This is a genomic window from Paraburkholderia phenazinium (assembly GCF_900141745.1).
In the GTDB taxonomy this organism is placed as follows: domain Bacteria; phylum Pseudomonadota; class Gammaproteobacteria; order Burkholderiales; family Burkholderiaceae; genus Paraburkholderia; species Paraburkholderia phenazinium_B.
Genome location: NZ_FSRM01000002.1, coordinates 1,112,207 through 1,126,384, shown reverse-complemented (window position 1 = coordinate 1,126,384; position 14,178 = coordinate 1,112,207). Strand labels below are relative to the sequence as shown.

Genomic DNA, 14,178 nt, shown 5'->3' with positions numbered 1-14,178 from the left:
CGGGCAACGAACTTGCACGCGTCGCTGTTGTTAGGCGGCGTGTGCCGGTCGTTGCCCGGCGCGTTCAGCGGTGTGGCCGCGCGCAGCACCGCTGATATCACCAGGGAGGTTTTATGGAACGCGAAGCCTTTGTCGGCACCCTCGAAAAAGAGGGGTTCAAGGAGTTCGTCACCGTGACGCGCGAGCCCGGCGGCGCGCTCGATGTGCACGAGCATCCGTTCGAAGCGAAAGCGCTGATTCTCGAAGGCGAAATCAGCCTGCGCGTTGGAGACGAAGAGCGGCTCTACAAGGTGGGCGACGTGTTCCATCTGCCGGCGCACATCGCGCATTCAGAGCGCTATGGGCCGGCTGGCGTGCAGTATCTGGTAGGGCGCAAATAACGCGTATCGAGTAACGCGTTAACGCATCTTAGGTAACGTCCCCGCTCCCCGGACGAATCACGCACCCAGCAGCACGCCGGTGCGCAGCGGCTTCGTTCCCGTCACGCGGCCCAGCGGCGCGCCCGCTGTCACGAAGCGGATCGCACGACGCATATAGAAAATGCCATCTGTTTTGCTGCTGATGGTGGTCGTCTCGTCGGTCAGCGGATCGATGATGTCGAATAGCGGATCGCCCGCACGAATGCTGTCGCCGATATTCGCGCGGTGCACGAGTATTCCGCTCACCGGTGCATAGAACTGCTCGCTGCCCGCGAGCGGCGTGGCAGGCGCGAGCAGTTCGGGCAGCGCCTTCGGCTCGCCGCGAATCGCCTTACGCCACATCAGGTAATCGACCAGCGCATCGGCATCCTGCTGCGCCACTGCGTACGAGACGTCCCGTTGTCCGCGGCATTCCACCGTCACCGCAACCGTGCCGGTGCCGACCGGTTGATGCGCCGGCAGCTTCTGCTGCAGTTGCCACCACAGCAGGCTATACATCTCGTCAAACGCTGCAGCGCCCGAGTCCGTGGCGAGCAGCGAAGCGCGTGCGCCGAGATAGCGCGAAAGCGGCTCGAAATCGGGCCAACCCACCTCGCTCGTGTACAGATGCATCACGGCTTCCAGCGAGCAATGTAGATCGATCACGACATCCGCATCGAACGAAAGCTTTTGCAGCGCCACTTGCAGCGATTCGAACTCAGTCAGCGGTTTTTGCTCGTTCAGCTCCGCGTTCATCAGTTGCCGAACGATCTGGATGTTCGCCACCGGGTCCGCCCCGAGCGACTCCTTGGCGCGTTCAAGCAGACGCGGGAACATCAGGAAATTGCGGTTGAAGTTCCTGCCGCTGGCCAGATCGAAGCGGCCGAGAAACTGGCCCAACACGTATTGGCCGAGCCCGACGGGGTTCGCCACCGGCACCACTACGATCTCCGCAGCCAGCGCGCCCTGCGCTTCCAGTTCGAGCAGACGCCGCTTCAACAGGACCGTCGTCAGCATCGCGGGTGTTTCGTCCGCGTGCAGGGTCGACTGTATGTAGATTTTCTGACCACTGTCCTCGGGTCCAAAGTGAAAGCTCACCAGTTCACGATGAGTGCCAATGGCGGCGGACAGCAGAGGGATCGATTGTTTCTTCATGAGCGTATAGCGAATGCGGAGAGACCAACGTTATCTATGACTGTTCTATGTCTGTGCAGCGGCGCGAGCGCAGCGATCGATGCTCAATCGCTGCCGTACGGATCGAAGTCGAAGTACTTGTGCGCAATCTTCGCATACGTGCCGTCCTTCAACATCGAAGCGATCGCGTCATTGATCGACGCCTGCAGGGCTGTTTCGTCCTTGCGCAGACCGATGCCTGTGCCATGGTCGCCCATCGACAGCGGTGCGCCGACAAACGCGAAGCCCTTGCCGGCCGGTGTACGCAGAAAGCCTTGATCCGCTTCCACCGTACCCAGAAGGGCGCCGTCAAGGCGGCCATTCACCAGGTCCGCAAAGACCTCGTCCTGACTCTTATACGCTACCACGCCCACGCCATGGGGCGCCCAGTGGGTTTGCGCATAGGTTTCGAACTGCGTACCCGACTGCACGCCGATCTGCTTGCCCGCCAGCGACGCCGGCGCGTCGCTCAATCCTGAGCCTTGCTTCGCAATGAGATGCGACTTGAACTGGAACAGTTTCGACGAGAACAGGATCTGCTGCTGGCGCTTTTCGGTAATCGCCATCGACGACATGATCGCGTCGATCTTGCGCGCCTGCAGCGCAGGGATCATTCCGGAGAACTCCAGTTCCACCCACTCGCATCTGGCATGGATGCGCCGGCAGATTTCATTGCCGAGGTCGACGTCGAAGCCTTTCACGCTGCCGTCCGGCGCCTTGGAGTCCATTGGCGGATAGCTCGGGTCAATGCCAAGGCGCAACGTGGCGCTATCAACAGCAAACGCACCGCTGCTGAAAGTCAGCGCGGCGGTCAGGATCATCAACGGGGTCTTCATGGCGAGGCGGTCCGGTGCGGAGAGCATGTCGGAAAGGAGCGGATGGCGTGCGGCTGGACCGCGCGGCGTCTGGCAGGCGTCATGCTAACCCTCGTTGGCGTGTCAAAGAAGCCCTCCGGGGCTATCGCGATCACATTTAGCGATCACCCATGGCGCCAGATCTTACCTGTCTCGTCCCGCACTACCCGTGCGCGGGCGGGATAGCGGCGAATGGGCGCGATCCGTAAGCGTCCCGTCGAGAAATGGGGTCCGCCACTCTGACTTGTCCGCCAAACCCTCGCCGTCCCCGGACAACTCTTTGGGCAAGGCCGCCAGCAGGTTAGGATGCCCACAAGGACACTACGCTTAACCGGCAACGTAGTCGCAAAACACTCCGATCGCCTCAATCGGTCAAGGAGACAAGTGACATGCTTGCGCCATGAGCATCCTGCCAACCTTATCCCGATCCGTTAGCCCTTCCATGCGAGTCCTATTCGTCGTCGGCAATCTGGGTGACTACCATGTGCCCCGGTATCAAGCGCTTCTCCGTCTTGCCAACAGCCGCGGCCACGAAGTATTTCTCGTCGAGGTATTCGGCAAATCCGGCGTGTACGGCTTCCCTCAGGATCGCCGCGCGGCCTTCTTCAATACCCATCCTGCGAACTGCGTTACGTTGATCAAGGACGCGGGCGAAGGCGATGGTCATACCTTCCGCGTGGCGGCCGAGTTGCTGGCGGTCTTCCGCAAGTTTGCTCCGGACGTCGTCGTCACATTGGGCTACAACACGAACTATTCGATCGTGCTGTGCGTGCTCAAAGCACTGACGCGCCGTTTCTCGCTGATCTATATGTCGGACTCGAAAGCCGACGACGGCAAACGCTACACCATCAAGGAACGTGCGAAGCGTCTGCTGGTGTCGAGGTTCGACGCGGCCCTTGTCGCTGGTGAAAAACACCGTGTCTACGCGGAATCGTTGGGTATCCCAATGGAACGCTCGCGCGTGGGCTTCGACGTGATCGACGTGGAGTACTTTTCCAGAATGGCCCGCGAGGCCGCTTCGGCGGCAGACGAGATTCGCGCACGCTTTACGCTGCCGCCGCGCTACGTGCTGTGCGTCAGCCGCTTTGTGGCGCGCAAGAATATCGATCTGCTGATTGGCGCATTCTTTCACGCGGGACTGCATCTGCGCGGCATCTCTCTCGTGCTGGTGGGGCAAGGTCCATGCAAGGCGCAACTGCTGGAGCAGATCGACCGGCTCGGCTTGGCCAAACATGTGCTCATTCTGAGTTCCGTGCCGAATCCCCATATGCCGGGGCTCTACGCACTGGCGGATTTCGTCGTGCTCGCCAGCAAGTTCGACCAGTGGGGCTTGTGTATCAACGAGGCCTTTGCAGCGGGCACCCCGGCCATCGTCACACACGCTTGCGGTGTGGCGAACGAACTGGTGCAGGACGGCGTCAACGGCTTTATCGTCGAGCCGGATGACGAATCGGCGCTAGCGGCAAAGATCATGCAACTGGGCACGAACAGCGAGTTGCGCGAACGCTTCTCCGCCAACGCGTTGGCATCAGCGAAGCGCTGGACGCCGGCGCTGTTCGCGTCGAATACCATCGAACTGGCAGAAGCGATGATCGGCCCGGCGAGCCGCACGCAGGAAGCGGCCTAGGAACGCGAACAGGGGCACTGGATCGCCGTTCGTTGCGTGGCTTGTCACGCACGCAACGAAGCCACTAGACGAACAGCGCGACACTCAAAGATTAGGCGCGAACACAGCCGCCGAACCCGGCGCAATGCGGCGCTTGAGAATTCGCGCGACCGAATACATCGTACTCAGCCGTTCCACCCCAAGCCGTTGCTTCAGCTCTCCACCGAAGCCATCCAGGAAGTTGAAGGTGGCGGGGCTGGAAAATCCATCGAAATCGAACGTCAGCTTGCGCTCGAGCGCATGCTGGATCGCCATCCAGATCAGCAGGCTGATCGACCCGCCGTGCGCGCCAAGGGCACGCGACGAGAGCAGGTAATACATCGAATGCTGGTCCCACACCAGACCGATAGCTGCAACCAGCCGCCCACCCGGGCCATAAGCCCCCAGCAGATGACCCGCCTTGCGAGCGACGAACGCGTTGACCAGTTGCCGCATCACGGTCGATCCGTAGGCATTCGTACGCGAACGTTCAAGCAGATTTGCTTCGTAGAACTGCAGGAATTCACTAGGCGTCGCGATGGGCGCGACCGTGAGATTTCGCTCTGCACTCCGGATGACATTGCGGGTTTTGCCATGCAGACGAGCCCAGGTCTCGGGCACCGTGCAATCCGGCGCGATCTGAAACGTGTAGCGCGCCGAGACGGTAAATCCGCGTAAGGCGAACGCCAGCGCATCTTCAGTGCGTGGATCGAACAACTGGAAGAAGCTGTCGAAATGCGGCAGTTGATCGATCAGCTCCGAGGTGACGCTCAGCCGGTGATGCTGCTCGTGCGTGCGGTCGAGGCCCATGGGTTTGATGACCGGACCCAGCGTCCGCGTGAGCGGCGGAAGATGCGAAATCCGCCACACCCCCATGCGGGTCGGATAGTAAGGCAATTCGCCGAGCACCTCGTTGCGGCGCACGACTTTCACCGTGCTCCAGTTACCGCCGGTCGCGATATCGAGCCACCAGGGTTCGTGGAAAATGGATTTAGCAACCGATGCTTCGACTGAGCGCGCCGACGCGGTGACAGACGGCACCACGGGGGTGCTGCGTATCACGCGTTCAAGAGGCACCGCTGAGTCTCGTACGGTTGTCATCGGCAACTCACATGGTTCCGGGCCCGATCCCCGTTGATACAGTTTGCCTTTCCCCCCAAGCCGCGAGACGCATTGCTTCGCTCAGACGAATGCGCGCGGTTCGAGCCGACTACGGCGAGTCTATTCGCACTTTGGTAGTACTTTCACGCCAAAATCGAGTAAAAACAGTGGACTCGTATGGAGAAAGGCAGGTCTCGGAAAAGTGTTCTGCTCGATAGCCCACTTAGGTCGAAAGGGTTACCGGTGTGAGGCCGATTTCTACGCTTATCCGATGATATCGAAGTCCTGCAGATACTTGTCGCTTAGCGTAATGCCAAGCCCAGGCGTTTCGTCGGATAGTTGCAGAAAGCCATTTTCCGGCTGCGGCTCACCTTCGAAAATGTAGTAGAACAGTTCATTGCCCACTTCCACATCGAACACCGGAAAGAACTCCGACATCGGGCTCGCCGTCGTGGACATCGTCAGGTGATAGTTGTGCATTTGCCCCGCGTGTGGGATCACAGGCACGGACCACGCTTCGGCCATCGCGTTGATCTTGCGCGCAGCGGTAATGCCGCCGACGCGATTCGTGTCGTACTGGATCACATCCACTGCGCGCCTTTCGAGCAGGTCCTTGAAGCCGTAGATCGTGAACTCATGCTCGCCGCCCGAGACGGGAATGATGTTCATCTTCTTCAGTTCCTGATATCCCTCGACGTCGTCGCCAATCACCGGTTCCTCGATCCAGCGTGGATTAAATTCGGCGAGACGCGGCAGCATGCGGCGCGCGTATTCGAGCGTCCAGCCCATGTAGCACTCCACCATGATGTCGATCTCATCGCCCGCGAGTTCGCGCAACAGACGCAACTGCTCGATATTTTTCGCCATACCCTTCGGGCCGTCCTTGGGACCGTAGCCGAAGCGCATCTTCATCGCAGTGAAGCCCTGCTCGAGATAGCCCTTTGCTTCGCCGAGGAAAGCATCACGGTCGTCGTTGTTATAAAGCTTGGAGGCGTAGCACCAGATCTTCTCTTTGGTGCGCCCACCGAGCAGTTTGAACACCGGCTTGTTGACTGCTTTGCCCATGATGTCCCACAGCGCGATATCGATCGCCGAGATCGCCGCCATGCCGATGCCCTTGCGGCCCCAGGCTAGCGTACGGCGGTACATCTTCTGCCAGACGTATTCGTTGTCGAACGGGTCTTCGCCGAGCGCGATCGGGGCGAGATGTTCGTCGATAATCTGCTTGGCCACGTGCGGCGCGAGCGCGCAGTTGCCGATACCAACGATGCCGTCGTCGGTCTCCACTTCCACCACCAGCCAGCCGTGAAAACGGAACGAGCCCATCGCATCGCCACGCTCGAAGAGAATATCGACCGCGTTGGTGCAGAAATGCGCTTGCGGCGGCACGACCTTGCCTTTCCATTCAAAGACGCGGGTGCGGATGTGTTTGATCTTCATAAACGTCAGTTCCTTGGAAAGATTAGTGGCTCGGCCGTTTGCCAAGCGATGCGGTGGATTCTTGAGGCAGGCGAACGGTCTCCGGCGAGGTGGATTTGAACCACTGCAGCAACGCGGCGCCAATCAGGCCGACCACCGCCAGCGAAAGCATGCCGGCCTGCGGCGAGCCTACAAGGCGCTCGGCAAAAGCCTTGAGATTCGGCGCGACGAAGCCGCCCAGATTGCCAATCGAATTGATGAGTGCGATTCCGCCCGCGGCAGCCGCGCCACCGAGGTAGCCCGTCGGCAAAGTCCAGAAAAGCGGCTGCACGGCGACGAAACCGATTGCCGCGACGCAAAACGCGGCAATCGCGAGTACGACCGATGAGGTCACCGCGGAGGCGGCAATGCCGAGCGCCGCGAGCGTGAGCATCGCCGCGGCCCAGTTACGATGATGGCCATGGCGGTCCGCTGTGCGCGTAACGATAAAGGTGCCAACAATCGCCGCGATCCACGGGATGGCGGTCAGCAAGCCGACCTTCGTGCCGACGTGGCCACCAGTCAGGCCGGCGATGCGGGTGGGCAGGTAGAAGACCACGCCGTACACGCTCATCTGGACAGCGAAGTAAATGAGGCTGAGAAACAGCACGCGTGGATCGCGCAGTGCCGCCAGCACAGAGGCGGGACCATGTGCGCGTTTATGCTCGTCCTCCACACGCAAGGCAGCAACCAATGCATCGCGTTGCGGGGTATCGAGCCAGCGGGCATCGGCGGGACGGTCGGTCAGATAGAAGAATGCGATCACGCCGACCGCGGAAGCAGCGATACCCTCCACCACGAACAGCCACTGCCAAGGATGCAAGCCGAACGGGTTGGAGATATCGAGCAACACGCCCGATACCGGACTGCCAAACAGCATGGCAAGCGGGAAACCGAAATAGAACACGCCCATGGTTTGCGAGCGCGTGTTTGCCGGAAACCAGCTGGACAGAAACAGGATGATGCCGGGGAAGAAGCCTGCCTCAGCGATACCGAGCAGGACCCGCAATGCGTAGAAGCTCGATGCGTCGTGGACCAGTGCGGTACACGCCGAGACAAGCCCCCAGGTGACCATGATGCGGCTCATCCAGACACGCGCACCGAGCCGGTACATCAACAGGTTGCTGGGCACTTCGAACACGGCATAGCCGATGAAGAAGATGCCGGCGCCGAAGGCGAACGCCGCATCGCTCAGGCCCGTGTCGGCCTGCAGCACGTTCTTCGCAAAGCCGACGTTGGCGCGATCGATAAAAGCCAATATGTACATCAGCACGAGGAAAGGCAGCAGTCTCGTGCGTGCCTTCACGATGGCGCTCTCGAGCGCCACGCCGCTTGTCGCGTTCATTGATTCGTCTCCTGAGTCTTGTTTTGTGCGCCGCACGCAGTCATTGCGCGGACGCCTCCAGTAGCGCCTAAGCTTCGCTAGTGTGCGAAACTATGCGATAACTGACTAGTGAATTAATCGAATCGGCCTATTCCCTGGAGTTATCGCTCGCATGATTGCGCCTGCCTCGACCATTCGCAAACGGCTGCGCCTGCGTCACCTGCAACTGATGGTGGCGCTCTCGGAAACGGAGTCGCTTCGTCGCGCGGCCGATGAGCTTGCGATGACGCAGCCCGCCGCCACCAAGGCGCTCAAAGAGCTCGAAGACACCATTGGCGTCTCGCTGTTCGTGCGGCACGCGCGCGGCATGGAGCCGACCATCTTCGGCGAAGCGGTGATGCGCTACGCGCGGGTCGTGTTCGAAGACCTCGATGAATTGCGCGACGAGCTGGCGGCAATCGAGGCGGGCGATATCGGCAAGGTGCGCATCGGTGCAGTGATGGCGCCGGCACCCGAACTACTGACACACGCCATCGTTGCGCTGAAGGCTGCGCATCCGCGCCTGCAGATCTCGGTGCAGATCGATACCAGTGACGTACTCGTGCAGGCGCTGCAGCAGGACCAGCTGGACATCATGCTTGGGCGCATCCCCGATGGCTTTCCTGCGCTCGACCTGAGTTTCGAAACCTTGGGTGAAGAGGCCTTGTCGATCGTCGCGCGGCCTGATCATCCGGTTGCGCACGCAACGGTTCGTCCGAAGCTCAACGAACTGGCGAAATACCCCTGGATTGTGCAGCCGCATCCCAGTCCGATGCGGCAGATCATCGACCAGACCTTTCGCGAGTCGCGCGTGGCGCCTCCCATCAGCACGGTGGAGACTTCGTCGATCCTGACCACGCTGTCACTCCTGCTCGACTCCGACATGCTGGCGGTGCTGCCCACTTCCGTAGCGCAGTACTACGTCGATCTGGGGACCATGGCCGCACTCGCCACACCGCTGCGCGGCCGCCTCGCCCCCTATGGGCTGATCCTCAGGAAGAACCGCCGGATCCGTCCCGCGACGCAACTCGTGATCGACGCAATTCGCACGGCTTAAGCTGCGGGTGGCTTAATGAAATGAGAACATCACAAGCGACGAGATGCGACGCGCATGACGAAATGCGCGCTACCGTACGAAGTAAAACGTTTGCGTCTTCAAGGACGGTTGAATCGGTGGATTTGCCCTTGCAACGTCAAGCACGGACCCTGCATACTGCCTAGCACCACTAACGACGCCGCTTCGTCACGGCGCGATTGACCGCTCACCCAGCCTCTCGCTGGTCAGTTGCGGCGATAAAAAATATCAGAGGGAATCATGAACGTACGCTTGAGCAGTGTCGAACTGCGCCCGGTCGATCTGGCAGATCCAGAAGTGGCTCGACTCTACCTGGAATGCCTCGATGCCGAAAAACGCTTGCGGGGTAGCAGGAAAATGGCCGCTGCGGCGGTATTCCAGTTGCGGGAAAAGCAGTTGAACGAGCTATGGAAGCGACTGGGCGAAGTCGACGCGCAACTATGCAGCGAGCTGCAAGACGGAGTGCGCGAGTGGCATGAAATCGCCGTCAAATTGCGTGGCGGCGAGTGAAGGGCGAATCAGCGATAAGTGACGGCCCGTGCGCGTGCGGAGTGTCCGCCGTGCTAAGGACGCAGCAGGTCGAAACCGCCCAGCACGACCACTCCGCTTAGCGCAATCAGCGCGACAGAGTGCTGGCCAAAGTAAAGAATGGCCGCGGCCGACCAGGTGGCAAGAGTAAAGGCTGCAATTCGCTTCATGATGAAATAGCCGCAACGGCGGAGCTCTGGTTTCTGCCGTGTCTAATCATGAGGGCGTAGGGAACGCGCTTACGACCCCCATATGATTAGCTACACAACCAGTTGCAGAATATCACGCTTGCCTGAAAGCTCGCTGCCGGCACGCCAGTTCGCTCACTCTGCCGGATCGCGGAACAGATCAGCGCACAAACTCCGCCCCGCGTCGCTCAATCGCGCGGTGCCGGTGCCTTCCTCGTTCAAAGTTGTCTCGGCGATGCCGCCGTCGGCCAGCGCCGTCAGGTGACGCCGCAGCGTACTCATCGGCACACCTGCCTGCTTCGAGAGCTTCGCCAGCGACCAGTCGCGGCCGGGCGTCTCCTGCTCCGCGCGCCACAGCTGCATCAATATTGCTACCAGCATCGGATCAACTTCGTCGTTCATCGGAGCCCCCTCAGGCCATCTCTGTAACAAGGCCGCCCAGCGTCCTGAGCGCCGCTTCCGTCTGCGCAGTCCAGGGATAGCTGTAATTCAGCCGGATAAAGTGGCGAAAATCGTTGCGGGTCGAAAACATGTAGCCTGGCCCGACCGTGATGCCACGCGCGAGCGCGGTCCGGTAGAGCCGCATCGAATCGACGCGTTCCGGCATTTCCACCCACAGCACGTAGCCGCCCTGCGGCGCGGAAACGCGCGTACCGGACGGAAAGAAACGCAGCACCATCGCGCTCATCAAGCGAGCCTGCTGATGGTAGAACTTGCGCACGTGGCGCAAATGGCGGTCGTATCCATCCTGCCGCAAATAGTCGGCCACGGCCACCTGCGGCACCGACGGCGTCGTCAACGTGTTCAGGAATTTGAGCTTTTCCACTTGCGCACGGTAACGGCCCGGCATCGCCCAGCCGATCCGGTATGACGCAGTCAGGCTCTTCGAAAACGAAGCACAGTGCAACACCAGTCCCTTGGTGTCGTACTGCTTGAGCGTGGAAGGCCGCGCGTCGCCGAAGTAGAGCTCCTGGTAGACGTCGTTCTCGATCACCGGGATATCGTGTTGCGTGAGCAGGTTGAGGAGCTGCTTCTTCCGTTCATCCGGCATCTGAAAACCAAGCGGATTCTGGAAATTCGGCATCACCATGCACGCCGCGATCTTCTGCTTGTCGATAATGCCGGCCAGCACCTCGACGTCGACCCCGTCGGTTGGATGCGTCGTCACCGCAATGGCGCGCATGCCGAGACGCTCGATGGCGTGCAGCATCGCGTAGTAAGTCGGCGACTCGACAACCACCGTATCGCCCGGCTTCGCCACCGCCTGCAGGCTCAGGTTGATCGCCTCGGTCGCGCCGAGCGTGACGATGATCTCGTTCGGATCCACCGGCACGCCGTTTTCCGCGTAGCGCCGCGCAATCTGGCGGATCAGTTCGGGATTGCCGGGCGGCAGGTCGTCGATCAGGTTCCAGCTCGCGTGACGCCGGGCAATCGCGTTGGCGTACTGGTTGATGCGCCGCCAGGGGAACAGCGTGGGATCAGGATACGGCGAGCCGAGCGGTACAGCGTCGTGAGCACGGATGCTGCGCAAGGTCGACAGCACCAGCCGGCTCACGTCGACCTCCGAGGCGGGCGCGGGCGGTGCCGCCGTGTGGTCGCGCACGGTCTGCGGCGGGACTGCCAGCTCACGCACGAAGTAGCCCGACTGCGGGCGCGTCTCGATCAGGCCGCGGCCTTCCAGCAACGCGTAGGCGTGCAGCACGGTCTTGATGCTGACGCCGTGCTGCTGGCTCGCCTGGCGCACGGACGGGATCCGCTCGCCGGCGGCGAACACGCCGCGGCGTACGGCCGCACCGATTTCATCGGCGAGTTTTTCGTAGAGCTTCAAGGGACGAGGCGGCCGGGCGGGCGGCGCGTGGCAAAGGAAATGACCGCAGTTTATGCCAAATCGCCGAAAACTGTATCCCTCCCCTTTCCCGTTTTCTGTGTTCCGCCAACTTTTCGGAACACAGTAGGCTTCGGTTTATCGGCAAATCCGCCTGGTTACCGGCAGCAAGGTCATGAAAAAACCCGAAGCGCGCATCGAACCGTACACCCACCCCGCCGCCGGCTGGGGCGCCCTGAAGTACGTCGCCATCAATCTCATCAAGGAAAGGGTCGCCGGCGTCAACTACAAGACCCTGTTCAAGCAGAACCAGCCAAACGGCTTCGATTGCCCGGGCTGTGCGTGGCCGGACCGCGAACATGCCTCCACCTTCGAATTTTGCGAAAACGGCGTCAAGGCGGTAGCCGCCGAGGCCACCAGCAAGCGCGTGACACCGGAGTTCTTCGAGCAGCACACCATCGAAGAACTGATGGCGCAGTCGGACTACGAACTCGAACAACACGGCCGCCTGACCGACCCGATGGTCTACGATGCCTTGCTCGACCGCTATGTGCCGATCGAATGGGATGCGGCGTTCGAACTGATCGCGCGTCATCTGAAAGCCCTCGACGATCCCGACCGCGCCGCCTTCTACACCTCGGGGCGCGCCAGCAACGAAGCCGCCTTTCTGTACCAGTTGTTCGTGCGCATGTACGGCACCAACAACTTCCCCGACTGCTCGAACATGTGCCATGAAGCGACGAGCCGCGGCTTGCCTGGCACGGTAGGCGTCGGCAAGGGCACGGTCACGATGGACGACCTGGAGCACAGCGACACGCTTTTGATCTTCGGCCAGAACCCGGCCACCAACCATCCGCGGATGCTCGGCGAGCTGCGCGAGTGCGCCAAGCGCGGCGCGACGATCGTGTCGATCAACCCGATCAAGGAACGCGGCCTCGAGCGCTTCGCCAGCCCGCAGCATCCGGTCGAAATGCTGACCATGGGCAGCACCAAGATCAGTTCGGTGTTCATTCGCCCGAAGGTGGGCGGCGACTTCGCGCTGATCAAGGGCGTCGCCAAACGCGTGATCGAGCTGGACGACGCGGCGCTCGCGAGCGGCGGCGAACGCGTGCTGGACGTCGGGTTTATCGCCGAACATACGGTAGGTTTCGACGCCTTCGCCGACGATCTGCGCGCGGAAGACTGGGGCGCCATCGTCGCCGAATCGGGCGTGCCGATGGAGGACGTGCTCAAGCTCGCCGACATCTACGTCAAGGGCAAAGCGGTCATCTCCACCTGGGGCATGGGCCTCACTCAGCACAAGAATTCAGTACCGACGATCCAGCTCCTGTCGAACCTGATGATGATGCGCGGCATGATCGGCAAGCGCGGGGCCGGTCTGTGCCCGGTGCGCGGTCACTCGAACGTTCAGGGCGACCGCACGGTGGGGATTGAAGAGCGTCCGACCCAGGCGTTCCTCGACCGCCTCGGCAAGGTCTATGACTTCGAACCGCCGCGCGAACACGGCCTCGACGTCGTGAATTCGATTCAGGCAATGCTCGACGGCAAGGTGAAGGTGTTTATTGGCCTGGGCGGCAATTTCTCGATCGCGACGCCGGATACGCCGCGCACGTGGGAAGCCATGCGTTCGTGCGACCTGACCGTGCATATCACGACCAAGCTGAACCGCAGCCACCTCGTGCACGGCCGCGACGCGCTGATCCTGCCGACGCTCGGCCGCACCGAGATCGACATGCAGAACGGCGTGGCACAAGGCGTGAGCGTCGAAGATTCGTTCAGCATGGTGCACATCTCGTACGGCATGAACAAGCCGGCTTCGCCGAATCTGCTGTCGGAAATCGCCATCGTGGCGCGCATGGCGGACGCGACGCTCGGCAGCAGCAAGGTCGACTGGCTGGCGCAAATGAATGACTACGCGCTGATCCGCGACGGCATCGAAAAGGTGTTCGACGGCTTTGAGAACTACAACGAGCGGCTCAAGCATCCTGGTGGCTTCCACCTCGGGGTCGCCTCGCGCGACCGGATCTGGAACACGCCTAGCAAGAAGGCGCAGTTCCTCGTGCACGCGATTGCCTTCGACACGCCGATTCACCGCGCCCGCAGCCGCCACGGCGAGCGCCTGATGACGCTGATGACCACCCGTTCCCACGACCAGTACAACACCACGATCTACGGTCTGGACGACCGCTATCGCGGTGTTTACGGCCAGCGGCGCGTGCTGTTCGCCAACAAGGACGACCTCGCGATGCTCGGCTTCGTGGCCGGCCAGCGCGTGGACATTACGAGCGTGTGGGACGACGGCATCGAGCGCCGGGCGGACAGCTTTTTGCTCGTCGAGTACGACATCCCGCGCGGCTGTCTCGGCGCTTACTATCCGGAGACGAATCCGCTGGTGCCGCTTTCGTCGGTCGCAGACGGGGCCGGTACGCCGACGTCGAAATCGATCCCGGTGCTGCTCACGGCTTCAGTGGAAGAGCTGGAAGCGGTGGCCGCCTGAGCCTGAGATCGAACGCCGCCTGATTCCCGGTTGAAGCAAAAGAAAAGGCCGTTCCGATATGAGTCGGAACGGC

At 61.3% G+C, this 14,178-nt stretch carries 13 protein-coding genes; 5 read left to right on the top strand and 8 right to left on the bottom strand.

What is annotated here, in order from left to right:
- Positions 1–113 precede the first annotated feature (113 nt).
- Positions 114–380: a cupin domain-containing protein gene (locus BUS06_RS25165; RefSeq protein ID WP_074267123.1), complete on the top strand. Its 267-nt coding sequence runs from the start codon at positions 114–116 to the stop codon at positions 378–380.
- 57 nt (positions 381–437) lie between these two features.
- On the opposite strand, the gene BUS06_RS25160 is transcribed toward BUS06_RS25165, so the two are convergent.
- Both BUS06_RS25160 and BUS06_RS25155 read right to left on the bottom strand, forming a co-directional pair.
- Positions 438–1,553 (bottom strand): succinylglutamate desuccinylase/aspartoacylase family protein, encoded by a 1,116-nt coding sequence (locus BUS06_RS25160; RefSeq protein ID WP_074267122.1) that lies wholly within the window; start codon positions 1,551–1,553, stop codon positions 438–440.
- An 83-nt stretch (positions 1,554–1,636) separates the two neighbouring features.
- On the bottom strand, positions 1,637–2,407 hold the full coding sequence (locus BUS06_RS25155) for a transporter substrate-binding domain-containing protein (protein ID WP_074267121.1): 771 nt from the start codon (positions 2,405–2,407) through the stop codon (positions 1,637–1,639).
- A gap of 460 nt (positions 2,408–2,867) precedes the next feature.
- On the opposite strand from BUS06_RS25155, the gene BUS06_RS25150 reads away from it, so the two are divergent.
- Positions 2,868–4,052, top strand: coding sequence for a glycosyltransferase family 4 protein (locus BUS06_RS25150; protein WP_074267120.1), 1,185 nt, complete (start codon positions 2,868–2,870; stop codon positions 4,050–4,052).
- 84 nt (positions 4,053–4,136) lie between these two features.
- Here the strand turns inward: BUS06_RS25150 and BUS06_RS25145 are convergent, their stop codons facing one another.
- The 3 genes from BUS06_RS25145 to BUS06_RS25135 all read right to left on the bottom strand — a co-directional run bounded on the left by BUS06_RS25145 (position 4,137) and on the right by BUS06_RS25135 (position 7,974).
- Positions 4,137–5,171 carry a GNAT family N-acetyltransferase gene (locus BUS06_RS25145; protein WP_074267119.1) on the bottom strand — a complete coding sequence of 345 codons (1,035 nt, stop codon included), beginning with the start codon at positions 5,169–5,171 and terminating at the stop codon, positions 4,137–4,139.
- 264 nt (positions 5,172–5,435) lie between these two features.
- Positions 5,436–6,611, bottom strand: coding sequence for an L-rhamnonate dehydratase (locus tag BUS06_RS25140; protein WP_074267118.1), 1,176 nt, complete (start codon positions 6,609–6,611; stop codon positions 5,436–5,438).
- 22 nt (positions 6,612–6,633) lie between these two features.
- The gene (locus BUS06_RS25135; protein WP_074267117.1) at positions 6,634–7,974 is read right to left on the bottom strand and encodes an MFS transporter; all 1,341 of its coding nucleotides are present in this window, start codon (positions 7,972–7,974) and stop codon (positions 6,634–6,636) included.
- Positions 7,975–8,125: 151 nt separating this feature from the next.
- On the opposite strand from BUS06_RS25135, the gene BUS06_RS25130 reads away from it, so the two are divergent.
- Together BUS06_RS25130 and BUS06_RS25125 are read left to right on the top strand one after the other, a co-directional pair.
- Positions 8,126–9,049: a LysR family transcriptional regulator gene (locus BUS06_RS25130; RefSeq protein ID WP_074267116.1), complete on the top strand. Its 924-nt coding sequence runs from the start codon at positions 8,126–8,128 to the stop codon at positions 9,047–9,049.
- Between the two features lie 258 nt (positions 9,050–9,307).
- Complete coding sequence (locus BUS06_RS25125; protein WP_074267115.1) at positions 9,308–9,577, top strand: hypothetical protein; 270 nt, start codon at positions 9,308–9,310, stop codon at positions 9,575–9,577.
- Between the two features lie 53 nt (positions 9,578–9,630).
- Here the strand turns inward: BUS06_RS25125 and BUS06_RS38590 are convergent, their stop codons facing one another.
- The 3 genes from BUS06_RS38590 to BUS06_RS25115 form a co-directional block, all read right to left on the bottom strand.
- Entirely contained in the window at positions 9,631–9,765 is a 135-nt protein-coding gene (locus BUS06_RS38590) for a hypothetical protein (protein ID WP_297351763.1), read from the bottom strand.
- A gap of 153 nt (positions 9,766–9,918) precedes the next feature.
- Positions 9,919–10,185: a helix-turn-helix domain-containing protein gene (locus BUS06_RS25120; protein ID WP_074267114.1), complete on the bottom strand. Its 267-nt coding sequence runs from the start codon at positions 10,183–10,185 to the stop codon at positions 9,919–9,921.
- A 10-nt stretch (positions 10,186–10,195) separates the two neighbouring features.
- Positions 10,196–11,611, bottom strand: a complete 1,416-nt coding sequence (locus BUS06_RS25115; RefSeq protein WP_074267113.1) for an aminotransferase-like domain-containing protein — start codon at positions 11,609–11,611, stop codon at positions 10,196–10,198.
- A gap of 172 nt (positions 11,612–11,783) precedes the next feature.
- On the opposite strand from BUS06_RS25115, the gene BUS06_RS25110 reads away from it, so the two are divergent.
- Positions 11,784–14,105: an FdhF/YdeP family oxidoreductase gene (locus BUS06_RS25110; RefSeq protein ID WP_074267112.1), complete on the top strand. Its 2,322-nt coding sequence runs from the start codon at positions 11,784–11,786 to the stop codon at positions 14,103–14,105.
- The last annotated feature ends 73 nt before the right edge of the window (positions 14,106–14,178 follow it).

Excerpts from the sequence above, each read along its gene's own strand:
- BUS06_RS25165 (WP_074267123.1), top strand. The coding sequence starts at position 114 with ATGGAACGCGAAGCCTTTGTCGGCACCCTCGAAAAAGAGGGGTTCAAG.
- BUS06_RS25160 (WP_074267122.1), bottom strand. The coding sequence starts at position 1,553 with ATGAAGAAACAATCGATCCCTCTGCTGTCCGCCGCCATTGGCACTCAT.
- BUS06_RS25155 (WP_074267121.1), bottom strand. The coding sequence starts at position 2,407 with ATGAAGACCCCGTTGATGATCCTGACCGCCGCGCTGACTTTCAGCAGC.
- BUS06_RS25150 (WP_074267120.1), top strand. The coding sequence starts at position 2,868 with ATGCGAGTCCTATTCGTCGTCGGCAATCTGGGTGACTACCATGTGCCC.
- BUS06_RS25145 (WP_074267119.1), bottom strand. The coding sequence starts at position 5,171 with ATGACAACCGTACGAGACTCAGCGGTGCCTCTTGAACGCGTGATACGC.
- BUS06_RS25140 (WP_074267118.1), bottom strand. The coding sequence starts at position 6,611 with ATGAAGATCAAACACATCCGCACCCGCGTCTTTGAATGGAAAGGCAAG.
- BUS06_RS25135 (WP_074267117.1), bottom strand. The coding sequence starts at position 7,974 with ATGAACGCGACAAGCGGCGTGGCGCTCGAGAGCGCCATCGTGAAGGCA.
- BUS06_RS25130 (WP_074267116.1), top strand. The coding sequence starts at position 8,126 with ATGATTGCGCCTGCCTCGACCATTCGCAAACGGCTGCGCCTGCGTCAC.
- BUS06_RS25125 (WP_074267115.1), top strand. The coding sequence starts at position 9,308 with ATGAACGTACGCTTGAGCAGTGTCGAACTGCGCCCGGTCGATCTGGCA.
- BUS06_RS38590 (WP_297351763.1), bottom strand. The coding sequence starts at position 9,765 with ATGAAGCGAATTGCAGCCTTTACTCTTGCCACCTGGTCGGCCGCGGCC.
- BUS06_RS25120 (WP_074267114.1), bottom strand. The coding sequence starts at position 10,185 with ATGAACGACGAAGTTGATCCGATGCTGGTAGCAATATTGATGCAGCTG.
- BUS06_RS25110 (WP_074267112.1), top strand. The coding sequence starts at position 11,784 with ATGAAAAAACCCGAAGCGCGCATCGAACCGTACACCCACCCCGCCGCC.